The 15,787-nt window shown below is 68.4% G+C and carries 16 protein-coding genes; 8 read left to right on the top strand and 8 right to left on the bottom strand.

Going from position 1 to position 15,787, the window contains the following annotated elements; genetic code table 11:
* Together ABZ406_RS02585 and ABZ406_RS02580 are read right to left on the bottom strand one after the other, a co-directional pair.
* Positions 1–1,332 carry an ABC transporter substrate-binding protein gene (locus ABZ406_RS02585; RefSeq protein WP_357755530.1) on the bottom strand — a complete coding sequence of 444 codons (1,332 nt, stop codon included), beginning with the start codon at positions 1,330–1,332 and terminating at the stop codon, positions 1–3.
* Positions 1,333–1,392: 60 nt separating this feature from the next.
* Entirely contained in the window at positions 1,393–2,907 is a 1,515-nt protein-coding gene (locus ABZ406_RS02580) for an alpha-N-arabinofuranosidase (protein WP_357755528.1), read from the bottom strand.
* A 154-nt stretch (positions 2,908–3,061) separates the two neighbouring features.
* On the opposite strand from ABZ406_RS02580, the gene ABZ406_RS02575 reads away from it, so the two are divergent.
* Positions 3,062–4,069 (top strand): LacI family DNA-binding transcriptional regulator, encoded by a 1,008-nt coding sequence (locus tag ABZ406_RS02575; protein WP_357755527.1) that lies wholly within the window; start codon positions 3,062–3,064, stop codon positions 4,067–4,069.
* A 15-nt stretch (positions 4,070–4,084) separates the two neighbouring features.
* Here the strand turns inward: ABZ406_RS02575 and ABZ406_RS02570 are convergent, their stop codons facing one another.
* The 3 genes from ABZ406_RS02570 to ABZ406_RS02560 form a co-directional block, all read right to left on the bottom strand.
* Positions 4,085–4,810, bottom strand: coding sequence for a BON domain-containing class I SAM-dependent methyltransferase (locus ABZ406_RS02570; protein ID WP_357755526.1), 726 nt, complete (start codon positions 4,808–4,810; stop codon positions 4,085–4,087).
* Between the two features lie 220 nt (positions 4,811–5,030).
* Positions 5,031–5,339: a hypothetical protein gene (locus tag ABZ406_RS02565; RefSeq protein WP_357755525.1), complete on the bottom strand. Its 309-nt coding sequence runs from the start codon at positions 5,337–5,339 to the stop codon at positions 5,031–5,033.
* 38 nt (positions 5,340–5,377) lie between these two features.
* Positions 5,378–7,015: an ABC-F family ATP-binding cassette domain-containing protein gene (locus tag ABZ406_RS02560; protein WP_357755523.1), complete on the bottom strand. Its 1,638-nt coding sequence runs from the start codon at positions 7,013–7,015 to the stop codon at positions 5,378–5,380.
* Between the two features lie 62 nt (positions 7,016–7,077).
* Between ABZ406_RS02560 and ABZ406_RS02555 the strand changes: the two genes are divergently transcribed.
* The 4 genes from ABZ406_RS02555 to ABZ406_RS02540 all read left to right on the top strand — a co-directional run bounded on the left by ABZ406_RS02555 (position 7,078) and on the right by ABZ406_RS02540 (position 9,431).
* Positions 7,078–7,848, top strand: a complete 771-nt coding sequence (locus ABZ406_RS02555) for an ROK family protein (RefSeq protein ID WP_357755522.1) — start codon at positions 7,078–7,080, stop codon at positions 7,846–7,848.
* A gap of 130 nt (positions 7,849–7,978) precedes the next feature.
* On the top strand, positions 7,979–8,347 hold the full coding sequence (locus tag ABZ406_RS02550; protein WP_357755521.1) for a tetratricopeptide repeat protein: 369 nt from the start codon (positions 7,979–7,981) through the stop codon (positions 8,345–8,347).
* A 121-nt stretch (positions 8,348–8,468) separates the two neighbouring features.
* Positions 8,469–8,723: a Smr/MutS family protein gene (locus ABZ406_RS02545; RefSeq protein WP_357755520.1), complete on the top strand. Its 255-nt coding sequence runs from the start codon at positions 8,469–8,471 to the stop codon at positions 8,721–8,723.
* A gap of 156 nt (positions 8,724–8,879) precedes the next feature.
* Positions 8,880–9,431 carry a hypothetical protein gene (locus tag ABZ406_RS02540; protein WP_357755519.1) on the top strand — a complete coding sequence of 184 codons (552 nt, stop codon included), beginning with the start codon at positions 8,880–8,882 and terminating at the stop codon, positions 9,429–9,431.
* 674 nt (positions 9,432–10,105) lie between these two features.
* Here the strand turns inward: ABZ406_RS02540 and ABZ406_RS02535 are convergent.
* Together ABZ406_RS02535 and ABZ406_RS02530 are read right to left on the bottom strand one after the other, a co-directional pair.
* On the bottom strand, positions 10,106–10,549 hold the full coding sequence (locus ABZ406_RS02535; protein ID WP_357755518.1) for a hypothetical protein: 444 nt from the start codon (positions 10,547–10,549) through the stop codon (positions 10,106–10,108).
* Entirely contained in the window at positions 10,536–10,931 is a 396-nt protein-coding gene (locus ABZ406_RS02530; RefSeq protein ID WP_357755517.1) for a hypothetical protein, read from the bottom strand. Before ABZ406_RS02530 ends, ABZ406_RS02535 begins: the two co-directional genes overlap by 14 nt.
* An 838-nt stretch (positions 10,932–11,769) precedes the next feature.
* Between ABZ406_RS02530 and ABZ406_RS02525 the strand changes: the two genes are divergently transcribed.
* Positions 11,770–13,014: an IS256 family transposase gene (locus tag ABZ406_RS02525; protein WP_357755516.1), complete on the top strand. Its 1,245-nt coding sequence runs from the start codon at positions 11,770–11,772 to the stop codon at positions 13,012–13,014.
* 233 nt (positions 13,015–13,247) lie between these two features.
* Positions 13,248–13,814 carry an NUDIX hydrolase gene (locus ABZ406_RS02520; protein ID WP_357755515.1) on the top strand — a complete coding sequence of 189 codons (567 nt, stop codon included), beginning with the start codon at positions 13,248–13,250 and terminating at the stop codon, positions 13,812–13,814.
* 300 nt (positions 13,815–14,114) lie between these two features.
* Here the strand turns inward: ABZ406_RS02520 and ABZ406_RS02515 are convergent, their stop codons facing one another.
* Entirely contained in the window at positions 14,115–15,284 is a 1,170-nt protein-coding gene (locus ABZ406_RS02515; protein ID WP_357755514.1) for a helix-turn-helix transcriptional regulator, read from the bottom strand.
* 177 nt (positions 15,285–15,461) lie between these two features.
* Here ABZ406_RS02515 and ABZ406_RS02510 point away from each other — a divergent pair, with 177 nt between their 5' ends.
* Positions 15,462–15,761 (top strand): hypothetical protein, encoded by a 300-nt coding sequence (locus tag ABZ406_RS02510; RefSeq protein ID WP_357755512.1) that lies wholly within the window; start codon positions 15,462–15,464, stop codon positions 15,759–15,761.
* Positions 15,762–15,787: the final 26 nt, after the last annotated feature.

The raw sequence follows: 15,787 nt of genomic DNA, 5'->3' as shown, positions 1-15,787 counted from the left end.
TCAGCTCCCGTACTTCTTGCGGTTGTCCTCAAGCTGCTTGTTGGCCTTGGCCACGCCCTCGTCGAGCGCCTGCTTCGGCGACTTCTTGCCCAGCGCGGCCACGTTGAACGTGTCGTAGAAGGTCTTGATGACCTCGCCGAGGCCCGGGGTCGCCGGCGGGAAGGCCGCGTACTCCAGCTCGGGGGCGAGCGCCGAGATCTCCGGCAGCGCCTTGAACTCGGCGCTCTCGCGGACCGCCTTGCGGGCCGGGATCTGGCCGCCCTTGGCCCAGTCCAGCGAGTGCTGGCTCAACCAGTTGATGAAGACCTTCGCGCCGGCGGTCTTGTTGGCGTTGTTGGCCCGCTGCTTCACGATGGTGAAGTTGTGCGAGTTGGCCCAGGCGGCCGGCTTGCTGCCGATCTGGGGGAGCGGGGCGACGCCCCACTGCACCTCGGGGCTCTTCTTCAGGTCGTTGATCTGCCAGATGCCGTTGAAGGTGAAGGCGTTCTTGCCGCTCTTGAACGCCAGGTACTCGGCGTCCTGACCGACGTTCGCCGGCGAGTGACCCTGCTTGATCATGTCGACCAGCCAGGTGCACGCCTCGACCGCCGGGTCGGAGTTGAACGTCGCCTTGGTCACCTCGGCGTCGAAGAGGGTGCCGCCCCACTGGTTGAGCAGGGAGTAGAACGTCATGCCGCCGGTGAACTGGAACGGGCTGATCCAGAATCCCTGCACACCGGTCTTCTTGAACTCGCCCAACGCCGCCGTGAAGTCGTCCCTGGTGGTCGGCGGCTTGTTCGGGTCCAGGCCGGCCTTCTGCATCGCGGTCTTGTTGTAGTAGAAGCCGAGCGGGTGCATGTCCAGCGGGATGCCGTACCGCTTGTTGTTGTAGAGGCCGCCCTTCCAGACGGTGGGGGCGAAGTCCGCCTCGGAGAGCTCCAGGTTCTTGGCCACGTCGTCCAGCTCGCTGATGACGCCACGGGCGGCGAAGGTGGCGAGCTGGTCCATGTGCATGACCGCGATGTCCGGGCCGTTGCCGCTCGAGGCCGCACCGGGGAGCTTGTTGTAGTAGTCCTCCCACTGGTACGTGGCCACCGACACCGCGATGTTCTGGTGCTCGGTGTTGAACTGGTTCACGAGCGCCTTGAAGATGTCGCCGTCACCGCCGGTGAAGCCGTTCCACAGCTTCAGGTCCACCTTGGGGCCGGTGTACTCTTTGCCCCCGTTTCCGGTGGCCGGCCCGGAGGTGCTGTCATCGCCGCCGCCGCAACCCGCGAGGGTCAGCGAGGCCGCGGCGCCGAGTCCGAGACCGAGGCCGAGCAGGCGACGCCGGCTCATATCGTTCTGGATCATGCGTTATCTCTCCTTGAGGGGGAACGGAATGAATTGTGCCTGCTCAGGGCCGGTGCGCCATCAGGCGCTTGTCGGGCCGAAGCGGAGCACGCTCCAGGACACGGCGGGCAGGCGCACCGTGCACCGGCCGCCGTCGGGGGTGGGGGTGGGCAGGTCCCGCGGCATCACCCGGTCGGGATCGGCCTCGGTGTTCGTCGCCGACGGGTCGGACCCGGCAGCGATGCTTTGGAAGGAATAACCGGACAGACCCGGCAGGCCGCGCAGGTCGAGGTCCAGTGCGAGGTCCGTCTGGTCCCTGTTGACGGCGAAGACGGTCAACTCGCCGGTCTCCTCGTCGTGCACGGCGACGGTGTCGAGCACCGGCACGTCGCCGTACCTCTTGGTGTCGTAGCGCGGCGACACCGGGTCGGTGCGCAGCACGGTGCCCCGGGCGTACCGGGCGGTGAGCGCGAACGGGTGGAAGATGCTCTGCCGCCAGGCGGGGCCGCCGTTGCGGGTGCGGATCGGCGCGATCACGTTCGCCAGTTGCGCCTGCGCGGCCACGCCGACCCGGTCCGCGTGGCGCAGCAGAGTGATCAGCAGGTCGCCGACCACCACCGCGTCGACGGCGGTGAAGTCGTCCTCGATCAGCGCCGGAGCCTCGACCCAGCCACGGCGGTCCAGGTCGGCCTGGAGGCGGGACTCGTACCAGACGTTCCACTCGTCGAACGAGATCTTCAGCTTGCGCTTGTGTCGCTGCTTGGCGGCCACGTGGTCGGCGGTGGCGACGACCTCGGTGATGAAGCTGTCCATGTCGACGGCCGACGCCAGGATGCTGGCCTGGTCGCCGTCGGACGGGTCGTAGTAGGTGTGTGCCGAGATGTAGTCGACGTGCTCGTAGGTGTGCTCCAGCACCGTCGCCTCCCACGAGGCGAAGGTGGGCATCCGCCGGTTGGAACTGCCGCAGGCGATCAGGCTGATCGACGGGTCGATCATCTTCATCGCGCGGGCGGCTTCGGCGGCGACGCGGCCGTACTCGTCGGCGGTCTTGTGGCCGACCTGCCACGGGCCGTCCATCTCGTTACCGAGGCACCACAGCCGCACCCCGTACGGGTCCTCGGCGCCGTGCTTGCGCCGCAGGTCGGACAGCTCCGTGCCGCCCGGGTGGTTGGCGTACTCCAGCAGGTCCAGTGCCTCCTGGACCCCGCGCGTGCCGAGGTTGACAGCCATCATCGGTTCGACGCCGGCCTCGGCGGCCCAGGTCATGAACTCGTCCAGCCCGAAGGCGTTGGTCTCGATCGTCTTCCAGGCCAGGTCGAGCCGGCGGGGACGGTTGCCGACCGGGCCGACGCCGTCCTCCCAGCGGTAGCCGGAGACGAAGTTGCCGCCCGGGTAGCGGACCACCGAGACGCCCAGCTCGCGGGTCAGGTCCAGTACGTCGCGGCGGAGGCCGCGGGAGTCGGCGTTGGGGTGGCCGGGCTCGTAGATGCCGCCGTAGACACACCGCCCCATGTGCTCAACGAAGGAGCCGAAGAGGCGTCGGTCAGCCGGGCCGATCGAGAAGGCCGGGTCGATCGTCAGCTGCGCGGTCCGCAAGGGGGTGCCACCTTTCCTCGTGCCGATGCCCGGGGTGAACGGTGAGCGCGCTCACCGTTCACCGGGTGTCCATCGTTCTACAACGTTGTAGGCAACGTTGTAAAGGGTTGCCGAGGCGGTAGGGTGCGGAGTGTTACATCGGGGAGGTTGCGGAGTGCGACAAAGGCTCAAGGACGTGGCCGAACGGGCCGGCGTGTCGGTGAAGACCGTCTCCAACGTCGTCAACGGTTACGTGCACGTTCGGCCGGACACCCGCGCCCGGGTCGAGGAGGCCATCGCCGAGCTCAACTACCGGCCCAACCTCTCGGCCCGCCACCTGCGCAAGGGCCGCACCGGCGTGATCGCCCTGGCCGTCCCCGAACTGGACATCCCGTACTTCGCCGAACTGGCCCGCTACGTGGTCACCGCCGCCGCCGCCTACGGCTGGACGGTGCTGATCGACCAGACCGGCGGTCGGCGGGAGCAGGAACGCGTGGTCGCCTCCGGCATTACCGACCACCTGATCGACGGGCTCATCTTCAGCCCGTTGGCGCTCACCGCCGAAGACCTGGCCGGCCTGGACGGCACGCCCATGGTCCTGCTCGGCGAGCGGGTCGAACACGGCCCCGCCGACCGCGTGATGATCGACAACGTGACTGCGGCCCGGGAGATCACCGAGCACCTGATCCAGCTCGGCCACCGCCGGATCGCGGCCATCGGCTCCCAGCGCACCGACGAGGGAGCCAGCGCCCGGCTGCGCCTGGCCGGATACGCAGACGCGCTGCGCGCCGCCGGGCTCGACTACGACGAAACCCTCGTGGCGCCCGCGTTGGCCTGGCACCGCGCCGACGGCGCGACCGCCATGCGGGGCCTGCTCACCTCCGGGGTACGCCCCGACGCCGTCTTCTGCTTCAACGACACGCTTGCCCTGGGCGCCCTACGCGCCCTGCACGAGGCCGGCCTGCGGGTGCCCGAGGACGTGGCGGTGGTCGGCTTCGACGACATCGAGGACGGCCGGTTCTCCATCCCCACCCTGAGCACCGTCGCCCCGGACAAGGCGCGCATCGCCCACCTCGCCGTCGAACTTCTGGCCAACCGCCTCGACGGCGACCGCGCCGCCCCGGCGAAGGCGCTCTCGGCCCCCTACCGCCTGGAACTCCGCGAATCCACCCAGACCCGGTAGCCCTGTGCCGGCCCTTCAGTCGAAGAAGCGGGCCAGGTGGGTCTTCGGGGCGGTCTCGGCGTCCGGTGGGAGTGGGGTCAGGTCGGCGAAGATCGACGCGCCGTCGCATCCGGCATGCAGGGGGAACCAGCGCGGAGCGCCCGGCGGCCGGCCCTGGCAGATCCCCTTGAACGTCTGCACGTCCATCAGCCGGACGTGGGTCGGATCGGCCACCGCGTTCACGTGCCCCCACCAGGGGCTCATCACGTGCAGCACCCCGCCCGGGCGGAGCACCCGATGACACTCGTCGACCAGCGGCAGGAAGTCGATCAGGTGCTCCAGGATGTGCACAGCGAAGAGGACGTCAACCGAACTGTCGGCGAGTGGCAGCGAGCCGGACAGGTCCGCTACCGCGTTCACACCCGCCGCCGGGTAGATGTCCAGCCCCAGATTGCTCGACCACTGCTTGGTCGGCCCGCAACCGAGGTCCACCACCACCGGTGCACGCCCGCCGATGCCGACCCGACACCAGACGCCGTAGACCCCGGCGAGCCGCCCCACCAGGTCCCGCACCAGCCGTAGCTGGGCGGGCTCGGGCACGTCGCCGGTCAGGTGGGCCACCCCCCGGTCGAACCGCACCTCGACCGCCAGGTCCCGCAACCGGTCATCGTGGCGGACCTGGTCCGCCCACGCCTGAGCGAGGAATTCGTCGATCGCCCGCAGCCGGTCGGCCGAGGGTGGAGTCTGTGCCAAAGCGACCATTCGGGCCACCTCCCGCCGCGCGTTACCCGCAATCGCGCCCGCTATGCCCTACTCGTCCACCTCGTCACCTGCTGACGCGAGGTCCGCCCACGCGCGTGTCGCGGGTTGCGGGCCGAGTCGCAGTCATCGTGATGCCACACAGTCATCATGATGACTCCACAACATCACGGTCACCCAAGGCTTGGGCTCGCTCCGGCCGCCTCGGCCCGGAGCGGTCGGGTCAGCCGGAGATGGTGCGGCGGCCCCCACGCATCCGCTGCCGAGGCGGCGGGTCGGCGGCCTTCGGCCGCTTGAGGTGGTAGCGGTGCAGTTCGTGATGGCCGGGCAGGGACGGGTCCTCGCTCATCGCGACCAACTCCCAGCCCTGGTCGCCGGCCCGGTTCAGGTGGGCCAGCGAGGTGTCGCCGTACGGCGTCACGTCGACCATCGAGCCGTCCGGGCCGTACCAGACGAAGACGACCTCCCAGCCGAGGTCGTTCGTCGCAGCCTGACGGCGGCGGACCAGCAGGGCGTACTCCCACTTGAGCATTGCGTCATTCTCACCCCGCGCCGGCCCGTGGCCGCGGATCAGTCCTCGGCGATCCGCCCCGCGTCGACCCGCAGCCGCCGGTTGGTCTCGATGGCGGCAAGCATGCGCCGGTCGTGGGTGACGAGCAGCAGCGTTCCGGGGTAGTTGGCCAGCGCCGACTCGAGCTGTTCGATGGCGGGCAGGTCCAGGTGGTTGGTGGGCTCGTCCAGCACCAGCAGGTTGACCCCGCGGCCCTGGAGCAGGGCCAGCGCGGCCCGGGTCCGTTCACCGGGGGAGAGGGTGGCCGCCGGTCGCGGCACGTGCGCCGCCCGCAGGCCGAACTTGGCCAGCAGGGTCCGCGCGTCCGCCGGCGACAGGTGGGGTACGGCCGCCTCGAAGGCGTCGATCAGTGGTGCGTCGCCGAGGAACAGCCCGCGCGCCTGGTCCACCTCGCCGACCACCACGCCGGGGCCGAGCGAGGCGGTGCCGGCGTCCAGCGGCAGCCGGCCCAGCAGCGCGGCCAACAGGGTGGACTTGCCCGAGCCGTTCGCCCCGGTCACCGCGACCCGGTCCGCCCAGTCGATCTGAAGGTTGACCGGGCCGAGGGTGAAGCCGCCCCGGCGTACCACCGCTCCGCGCAGCGTGGCCACGACGGCGCCGGCGCGGGGTGCGGCGGCGATCTCCATCCGCAGCTCCCACTCCTTGCGGGGCTCCTCGACCACGTCGAGCCGTTCGATCATCCGATCGGTCTGCTTGGCCTTGGCGGCCTGCTTCTCGCTCGCCTCGGCGCGGAACTTGCGGCCGATCTTGTCGTTGTCGGTGGCCTTGCGGCGGGCGTTCTTCACGCCCTTCTCCATCCAGCCACGCTGGGTGCGGGCCCGCGCCTCCAGCCCTGCCCTGGTGTCGGCGTACTCCTCGAAGTCCGCGCGGGCGTGCCGGCGGGCCACCTCACGCTCCTCCAGGTAGGCCGCGTAGCCGCCGCCGTAGTGGTTGACCTGCTGCTGTGCCAGGTCCAGCTCCAGCACCCGGGTCACCGTGCGGGTGAGGAACTCCCGGTCGTGGCTGACCAGCACGGTGCCGGCCCGCAGCCCGGTGACGAACTCCTCCAGCCGTTCCAGCCCGGCCAGGTCCAGGTCGTTCGTGGGCTCGTCGAGCAGGAACACGTCGTACCGGCTGAGCAGCAGTGACGCGAGCCCGGCCCGGGCCGCCTGGCCGCCGGACAGCCCGGTCGTCGGGTGGTCCAGGTCGACGGCGAGCCCCAGGTCGGCGCTCACCTGCTCGGCGCGCTCGTCCAGGTCCGCGCCACCCAGGGCGAGCCAGCGCTCCAGCGCGTCGCCGTACGCGTCGTCGGCGCCCGCCGAGCCGGCGGTCAGCGCCTCGGTCGCCGCGTCCAACGCCGCCTGCGCGGCGGTCACCCCGGTCCGGCGGGCCAGGAAGTCCCGAACCGTCTCGCCCGGTCGACGTTCCGGCTCCTGCGGCAGGTGCCCGACGCTCGCCGTGGGCGGGCTGAGTCGCACGCTGCCGGCCTCGACCGGCAACAACCCGGCGAGGGTACGCAGCAGCGTCGACTTGCCGGCCCCGTTCGGCCCGACCAGCCCGACCACGTCGCCGGGGGCGACCACCAGGTCCAGTCCGGCGAAGAGTGGGCGGTCGCCGTGCCCGGCGGCCAGGTCCTTGACGATCATCGTGGCGCTCATCAGGACGGCAGCCTATCCGGCCCCCCGCATAAGACCGGTCGGCAGCGGGCAGACTCAACGACGTGGTGACCACACTGGCGATCGACTGCGGCGGCGGAGGCATCAAGGCGTCCGTGCTCGACGAGGCGGGAACGATGCGGGCCCGGCCGTTGCGGGTGCCCACCCCGTACCCCCTGCCACCTGCGTTGTTCGTCCAGACCCTGCGGGATCTGGGCGGGCGCCTGCCAACGGCGGACCGGCTCACCGTCGGCGTACCCGGGATGATCCGGCACGGCGTGGTGGTCGCCACGCCGCACTACGTGACCCGCAGCGGCCCCCGCAGTCGGGTCGACCCGGAGCTGCTCGCCGAGTGGTCCGGCTGGGACGCGCGCGGCGCGCTGGCCGCCGCGTTCGGGGTGCCGGCGCTGGTGCTCAACGACGCCGAGGTGCACGGTGCCGGAGTGGTCGCCGGCACCGGCTGCGAGCTGGTGCTGACCCTGGGGACGGGGCTGGGCAGTGCACTCTTCGACGGCGGGGTGCTCGCACCGCACCTGGAGCTGTCGCACGCGCCGGTGCGTTGGGGCACCACCTACGACACGTACGTCGGCGAGCCGGAACGGCGGCGGCTCGGCGACGCCTTCTGGTCCCGCCGCATCCGGCAGGTGGTCGACGGCCTCCGCCCGGTGTTCCGCTGGGACCGGCTCTACCTGGGCGGGGGCAACTCCCGACTGATCCGGCCCGAGCAACTGGCCCGGATGGGCGACGACGTGGTGGTGGTGCCGAACACCGCCGGGATCGTCGGCGGGGTTCGCGCCTGGGAACTCTCCGTCGGACGCCGGGACGCCCGCACCTGACCGTTCGACGCCTCTTCGGCGGCCTTCGGCGGCCGGGAGTGACCTGATCTCGACCCCGGGAACAGTCGCCAAACTCCCGGTGTTGTGCCAGCGTCGGAACAGGTGACGGTGCGACCCGAGGAGGTGGCAGATGGATCTTCTGGCGGACTACCGGCGGGCGACCATGTTCTTCGAAACCGGTGACCCCAGCGGGGCAGCCCGACTGCTGGAGCCGATCATCGACGCCGAACCCGGAAACGCGGCGGTCCGGCAGCTGCTGGCCCGGGCGTACTTCCAGTCGGCCCAGCTCACCCGGGCCGAGGAGCACCTGCGCGAGCTGGTCGAACGGGACCCGAGCGACCACTACGCGCACCACGTGCTCGGTCGGACGCTGGAACGGCTCAACCGGCACACCGACGCGCTGCGGCACCTGCGAATCGCCGCCGCGATGTACGCGGCCAACGACGACTACCGGACCGCGCTGGAGCGGGTGGAAACCCGACTGGGCGGCCGGCGCTGAGCGTGCGGCTCGACACGGCAGGGGCGGTCCTCCGGGGCCGCCCCTGCCGTCGTCCGACGGGCGGGCCGGCGGACGTGCCTAGGATGGCGGACATGGGACCTGACCGGCCGGGGGCTGCGGCATGAAGCTCAAGCTGGACCTGCACGAGATCTTCAACAAGGGCCAGGACATCGACCGGGCGTTGCGCGGGATCCTGGACGAGGCGGTGGCGAAGAAGGCCACCCTCGTCGAGATCATCCCCGGCAAGGGGTCCGGCCAGCTCAAGAAGCGGGTGCTGCGGTTCCTCGACCAGAAGGACGTCAAGCAGCTCTACCACCGCGTGGAGAAGGACTCGAAGAACTTCGGCCGCCTCTTCGTCCACTTCCGCTGGAAGTAGAAGCGGCACGGCTTTGCCTCCAGGGAGGTGCCATCCCGCTGCGGGTCCGTCCCGAGGGCTGGAAGGCTGTACCGTCCGGCCATGCAAAGCCCAGCGCCGGGGACCCCTACCGGGCCGTCATTGGCGGCTGCCTTTCCGGCCCATCTTCAGCGGGACGTGCAGACCGTCTTGAAGCTCCTGCCGTCGGCACCCTTGAAGCCGGCCCTGCCGTTCGGTGTAACCGTCGATGAGCAGCCACTGGTCATCCCGTACCGCATCTACCAGGCCGAACCCCCAGCCGATGCGGAGACCAGCCTGCCGCCGACCCAGCTCGCGATTCTCAACTGCCTCTACACGCGTCACCACGACGGTCGAGTACGGCAGCGACGGCTTGAGTACGTTCTGACGCTGAACGAGCCATGGGTGGTCCCATTCGTGGTCCGGCTCGTCGGGGAGTACGTCCTAGAGATCCTGCTCGACATCTGCCGTGAACTCGTCGAGCTCGACGACCCCACGACCCCGCAGCACGCTGTCTATGGACGGGTTCTCGCCGCCAACCCGTCCTTCCTCGCCGTCACCCGTCAGCGAGTGGCGAGCTACTGGGCCTGCTACTACCGGCATCTGTACTCCGACCGCCGTTACTACCCGGGCTTCACGCTCATCGAGTCCATGCGAGCCGCAGCAAGCCACCACAGCGCCCCCACCAGGTCACGACCTCCTCGTTTCTAGACGATGGGCAACGCGCCGTCGTAGTCCCTCCCGATCTCGCGGGCGAGTCCCAAGATGAGGCCGTATTCAGGCCGTCGGAGATGAACCAAGAGCAACGAACGTTGACCAGTGATGATCGATAAATGCAAAGCTCAGCCGTCTCTTGTCTGTGTTGATCGACCATGCCCTCACCGTTGATCAATACCGCTGGAAATAGCGGCGGCATAGCCCTTGACCTGTGATCTTTGTTTCTGATCTAGGCTGACTTGCGAAAACACCTCACGCGGCCGGCCTTCCAGTTTCTTCCGGGGGGTGTTGTCCCACCGGGGTGTACGCGCCGACGCGGCCGGCGTCCAAAGGAGTCATGGCTCCCGTGTATGTGGCGTAACCCGCCGGTCCGTCTTCGTGAGCCTCAACCTCTGCCTGGGTCTGGTCGACACCAGGCACCAGGTGTTCGTCATCTCTCAGTGGCCGCACCGTAGCCGGAGCTCATGCTGGCACCTCTATACGCCGAGGGGCGGGCGTGCCAACGCCGAGGCGGCCGGCCAGGCGCAGGTCATCCTGCAGGCTGCGGTCGAGGGCTGATCTGGGTCGGCGGATGTGGGACTGTGCCCGCCTGGTGCAGACGACGCGCGGTGGTCGTAGAAACGAGAACCGCCCCCGACCTCGAGGGCCGGGGGCGATTTCGCGTCTGGTCAGGCGGCTATTCGAGCCTGTTTGAAGACAACCGGATGCATCCACTCGTTCGGGATGTACTCGGCGCAGCGCCGGGCTGACGAGTAGAGCATCCCGATGCTGGTCTCGGAGTTGATGGGGATCTCATCTGCGTCGTGGGGCCGATTGCGGTGCCAGGGCCAACTCCGTCTGGTGGACGCGTGCGTGACCTCCATAAACATGAAACCGAAGCCGAAGCGCTCGCTGCTGCTGGGGATGGCGATCAAGCAGGGTGACGGAGTGTCGTTGTTAATGATCCTCGCGACCACGGCGGACACGGACTCTTCGTCGTCGGCGATAACAACGTGGTGCGCTGAAGTCCAGCCAATGTCATGAAGATACTTCCGGAACTCAGGGTCGCGTTGGCGGCGCACGAAGTCGAACCCGCTAGCCAGGTTTGCAGGGTCTACCTCACTCCTTGTCACCGTGCCACCTCCGTAAGTTGGCTTCCCACTCATTCTGCATGACCAACTCGATGCGCGTACACCATGAGCCAAGAAACTCACTTGTGCCGCCTTTTACTGGAATTACGTCCAAAACGGCCATCTCGTTGTCCCCCGAACGGGCGAAGTCATGCCGATGGACTGTCCCGTGATGGCAATCGACGCGGACGACCTTCTCCCACCTGCCGTCGATCTTGTGGGACTGCCAGACCGCGAAGTAGACCAGCTCAGACGTCCCGCGCATGTACATCTGCCGAGTACCCATGCGGACGTTTGCAGCGAGATCAAGTGTCGAGCTGAACTCGTCGCACTCTTCGTCTGGCGGAGGTTCGTAGCACTCGTCTTCGGCTGGCTGGATGGTCATGTCGGCGAGCCGACCCTTCCTCGGGCGCCCCTTCGACCTCGTCATCTGGGAGCTCCGATCGCACCTCAGCTGATGGATGTAGCCGGCAAGTTGAGACAGGCTACCCAAAGATTTCGATCAGTGACAGCCTGTGATGCTCTCAAGTGGAGCTCAGGCCATCGATCGGCGATCTTCTCCAGGAGGTCTTGATGTAGCGACGGCTGGGCCCGATACTGCAGCTGCCCTCAAGCGGATCTTGAAGGGCGCTGCCAGGCACGACATGAACTCCCTCAACTCCCGCAGCTCGTATGCGACCGCCAGCAGTCCCAACCTCACCGCCTTCAGCCTCACTGCCTGCGCCTTCTCTGGCTCGGTGTCTGACTCCTGAGCAAGAGCGGCGTAATTCCTCAGCACCCGCGCGAGGGGGTCAATCTTCGGAAGGGCTCTACTTCATCCGGTCGAGCGGCATCCCTTCGGGATCGTGTCGACCCACGGGATTGCTTGCTGCTCAGCTGTCGCGTACTGGACTCCTTCGCTCCTCCCAAAAATGGGCATCGGCGTCAGGCGAGCCCGGAGCCGGCAGATGCCCTCAGGTCCAGGCCGGGCCGGATCAGCCCGCCGTACCGGACGCCGTCCGACACCCTCGACGATCGCGCACAACGCCCGCCTCAGGCTGCTCCGTGGCATCCACTCTTCCGTTGCAAGACGTCCCGGCAGGTCCGTGGCCCTGCCGTCCGAGAGGGTTGCGTCCACGGGAGTGGTGTACGACTTGCCCGTGATGGGTGTGTTGCGTAGATGAGAGACGGCCATCGCGTCGATCCTTCAAGACGACCAAGTCAGAGAAGGAAGAGAGAACGCGATGGCCGCATCAGAGAGTGTGAGCCCTGTTGACCTGCTGCGCGAGCAGATCGAGGGCGCGTCGCCGGACGTGTCGCAGGCGATGATCAAGACGTTCGCGCAGGCGGTGATGTCCGCCGAAGCCGACGCCATCTGCGGTGCCGGCTATGGGCAGCGCAGCGATGAGCGGGTCAACTCCCGCAACGGGTACCGGGTGCGGGAGTGGGACACCCGTGCCGGGACGATTGACCTGGCGGTGCCGAAACTACGGTCCGGCTCCTACTTTCCGGACTGGCTGTTGACGCACCGGCGGCGAGCCGAACAAGCCCTGGTCTCGGTGGTGGCGACCTCCTATCTGCTCGGCGTCTCGACTCGTCGGGTGGAGAAGCTGGTCGAGCAGCTCGGCGTCCGGCAGCTGTCCAAGTCGCAGGTGTCAGAGATGGCCGCGCACCTGGACGCGCAGGTCGAGGCGTTCCGCAACCGACCTCTGGATGCCGCGCACTACACGTTCGTGTGGATGGATGCGTTGACGATGAAGGTCCGCGAGCACGGGCGCACGGTCAACGTCCACGCCCTGGTCGCTGTCGGCGTCAACGCCGACGGACAACGTGAAGTCCTCGGTCTGGACGTCGCCTCCGACGAGGACGGCGCCGGATGGCTGGCGTTCCTGCGGTCGCTGACCGCCCGCGGCCTGTCCGGTGTTCAGCTGGTCGTCTCCGACGCCCACCGCGGCCTGGTCGCCGCGATCGGCGCTGCCCTGCCCGGCGCGGCATGGCAGCGCTGCCGCACCCACTACCTGCGCAACCTGCTCACCAAGGTGCCCAAGTCGGCCCAGCCGTGGATCGCCACTCTCGTTCGGACGATCTTCGACCAACCCGACGCCGACGCCGTCCGCGCCCAGTTCAACCGGGTCGTGACCACGATCGAGGCGAAGTTCCCCACCGCAGCCGAACACCTCGACCACGCCCGCGACGACCTGCTCGCCTTCACCGGCTTCCCGCGTGAGATCTGGCGCCAGATCTGGTCGAACAACCCGCAGGAACGGCTGAACAAGGAAATCCGCCGGCGCACCGACGTCGTCGGGATCTTCCCGAACCGGCCGGCGATCATCCGCCTCGTCGGTGCAGTCCTCGCCGAGCAGACCGACGAGTGGACCGAAGGACGCCGCTACATGGGCCTGGAACTCCTCGCCAAAGCCCGCCTCGTCATGGTCGGCCCGGACCAACACGACACCGACCACGCCGATCCCAGCCCGATCGCCGCTTAACATCAAACCGGATCCCGCGATTGGCCGTCTCTTACACCACCAGCGCGGACGTGACCTCCGAGAGGCGCCTGGTAAGACCGCTGAGCCCTGATTGCGGCGAGGTTCGGGGACGCTCAGCGGCTTCGCCTACTGCTGTCTGACGTCGTCTAGCCCACGCGAGTTCGTTGGCGGGTGAGCCGAATTGTCGTGATGAGGCGCGGTGATCCGTCCTCGCCAGGTCGGATACTGGGCGGGTGACGGAGGAGCAGGTTAACGAGCCGACGCGCTGGACGATTCACGGTGAGCGGGTGGTGGATGGCAGCCGGCGGGCGCGGTTGAGTATCGCCGACGTGGAGCTGCCGGACGGGGTCCGATTCGAGCAGTACGTGATTCGGGCGCCCCGGTCAGCAATGGTTGCGGTGCTTGACGAGCAGGAGCGCCTGCTGCTGATGCGGCGGCACCGGTTCGTGTTCGACAGGTGGGTGTGGGAGTTGCCCGGGGGTTACGTCGACGACGGTGAGCAGCCGGCGAGCTGCGCAGTCCGGGAGGTCGAGGAGGAGACCGGTTGGCGTCCGGGTGCGATTGAGCCGATGCTGTCGTTCCAGCCGTGGGTGGCAACCGCGGACGCCGAGAATCAGTTGTTCCTCGCGCGCGACGCGACACATATCGGTTCGCCAGTGGACGTCAACGAGGCCGAGCGGGTGGCCTGGATGCCGTTGGCGGAAGCGCGCGACCTGGTGTTTCGGGGTGAGATCGTGGGATCCGGCACGGTGATCGCGGTGTTGGAGCTGGTCGCGCGCAAAGCCCGGGGTGAGTTGTAGTCAGCGGCGTTGACCGAGGGTCGCGTCGACGCGGTTGATGAAATGTCGGACGGCTGGCCGGCGGCGGTGCACTGTGAGTTCGGTTTGCAGGTCGCGTAGGTTGCGGACGGCTCTGGGCGGACCGCAGTTGAAACGTCAGCGTCACGCTTTGCCCCCTATAGCATTGGCGCGATCGGGCTCGCCGTTGTGTCGGCGGTGGTTGGCGGCCCAGTCTCGCAGCAGCCAGCCGATGGCCACGGTCAAGTGTGTAGAGCCTGTACTACCTCTGCCTGCTGTCTAGATCAAATTTGCCGCGAGCAGCTAACGAACCGCGTTCAGCGCGTCGCGGAAGTCGGCGGTGGCATGCTCGTGCGGGTAGCGACGGTGCAGTTCGACGTCAACCTCGCCAGCGACCAGCAGCAACGACGGCAGGGACCGGCGAGTAGCAGCGAACGCCGCCACCCCCTGCTCAACAGCCCGATCCAGCTCGCCAGCGCGCAGGGCAGTGGCGGCGAGAGTGAGTCGGGCCTCGGCCATCCGCATAGGTGAGCGTTCGATGCCGTCAGGCCCAGCGCCGAGGCGCAGAACCTCGGTGGCGTAGTGGTCGGCGAGAGCGTCGTGTTCAGCGAGACGGCAGGTATCCATCGCGTAGAACAGCCATTTAGCCGGATCGACCTCGAAGTGGTTGTCGGGGCGGTCGGGTGCACCGAGTTCGTCGAGTAGCCGCCGACCTCGATCGAGTGCCACCCGCGCGCCTTGGCGGTCGCCGAGCCGTGCCAGCGATTTGGCTTCCTGTGCGATCAGTTGAACCCCTACCCGCTGCCGGCCGGCGACTTCCTGGCCGGTTTGGGCGGCGGTCAGCGCCGCCTCGTGGCGGGACTGGGTGAGTGCGAACCAGGCCGCCATCTCCCACGCCCAGCCGGTGATGTCAGCATGATCGGCTTCGTCGCCGAGCTGGCGGGCGGCGATACGGGTGGCTTCAGCGCTGGCACGCATTCCGAGGTCGTACTCGACACAGCCAATCAGTAGTGCCAGCCTGCCCGCGCACACCAACAGTTCGCGGTGCTGCCGTAGCCCGGTCGGTCGTTGTAGCAGCCGCGCTACCTCACGCAGCCAACCCTGACCTTCGGCGCGGAGTTCCCCAGCATCGCGCCACCCGTATTGGCAGCACAGCTCGGTGATAGTCGCCTGCAACGTCTCGATGGTGGCGGGGGCGGTGTCGCTGGCGTGCATTCGATGTAGCAGTTCGACGGTCTCGGACGGCCGGGTGTCGGTGGCGGCGGCGACATCCAGGGCGGCGCAAGCGATCAGTTCCCCGCGAGTGGCGAGGACGTCGTCGATTCGGCGGGCCAGATCCTCACCGGGGCGGCGACGGCCGTTCTCAAGCCGGGAGAGATGCCCCTTATCGGCGGGCAGCCGCTCGGCGAGCGCGGCCAGGCTGAGGCCATGCGCTTCCCGCGCCTGTCGCATTCGGACGCCGAATGTTGGCATGTCTCACGCCTCCCACCGGAGTTGCCGGGTTGCCGGCGCAGGTTGGCAACCCGCAACCCGTCGACCGAGGTCAGCGTACCGCCGCAGGGTGTACCCAACGAGCACGCGCGGTGACTGGTGGGAGGCGTGGTGGCAGTTCACGCAGAGCGGGAATCTCGATGGCCGGCGGATGGCTTGGTGACGGACGACGTGCCGCAGAAAACACGTGCGTGCCAGGCCGAGCGGTCGGCGTCGGCACTGGATCGCCGGATGGGCGGGGAGCATCTGCCGCGTCGGCCGCAGTGGCAGTGCCTGATGTGCGAGGCGGGTACGCCGTGGCCGTGCCACCCGGCGCGGGTGCGCCTTGCCGAGGCGTACGGACCTGATCGCATTGGCCTTTCCACCTACGTCGGCGGCCTGCTTTTCATCGTCGCCGTGGAGTTGCCCGACGTGACGCCGGGCGAGCTGTACGAGCGCTTCGTGGCGTGGACGCGCTGATGGGCAGCATCATCCGCGGTCATTGG

The sequence above is a fragment of the Micromonospora sp. NPDC005710 genome (genome assembly GCF_040630995.1).
Taxonomy (GTDB): domain Bacteria; phylum Actinomycetota; class Actinomycetes; order Mycobacteriales; family Micromonosporaceae; genus Micromonospora.
Note: the sequence above shows the minus strand (reverse complement) of the source record. Positions and strands in the feature narration are given on the sequence as shown.

What these genes read in the sequence shown, in the direction of transcription:
- ABZ406_RS02585 (WP_357755530.1), bottom strand. Translation starts at nt 1,332, where the DNA reads ATGATCCAGAACGATATGAGCCGGCGTCGCCTGCTCGGCCTCGGTCTC.
- ABZ406_RS02570 (WP_357755526.1), bottom strand. Translation starts at nt 4,810, where the DNA reads ATGGTCGCTTTGGCACAGACTCCACCCTCGGCCGACCGGCTGCGGGCG.
- ABZ406_RS02565 (WP_357755525.1), bottom strand. Translation starts at nt 5,339, where the DNA reads ATGCTCAAGTGGGAGTACGCCCTGCTGGTCCGCCGCCGTCAGGCTGCG.
- ABZ406_RS02560 (WP_357755523.1), bottom strand. Translation starts at nt 7,015, where the DNA reads ATGAGCGCCACGATGATCGTCAAGGACCTGGCCGCCGGGCACGGCGAC.
- ABZ406_RS02550 (WP_357755521.1), top strand. Translation starts at nt 7,979, where the DNA reads ATGGATCTTCTGGCGGACTACCGGCGGGCGACCATGTTCTTCGAAACC.
- ABZ406_RS02545 (WP_357755520.1), top strand. Translation starts at nt 8,469, where the DNA reads ATGAAGCTCAAGCTGGACCTGCACGAGATCTTCAACAAGGGCCAGGAC.
- ABZ406_RS02530 (WP_357755517.1), bottom strand. Translation starts at nt 10,931, where the DNA reads ATGACCATCCAGCCAGCCGAAGACGAGTGCTACGAACCTCCGCCAGAC.
- ABZ406_RS02525 (WP_357755516.1), top strand. Translation starts at nt 11,770, where the DNA reads ATGGCCGCATCAGAGAGTGTGAGCCCTGTTGACCTGCTGCGCGAGCAG.
- ABZ406_RS02515 (WP_357755514.1), bottom strand. Translation starts at nt 15,284, where the DNA reads ATGCCAACATTCGGCGTCCGAATGCGACAGGCGCGGGAAGCGCATGGC.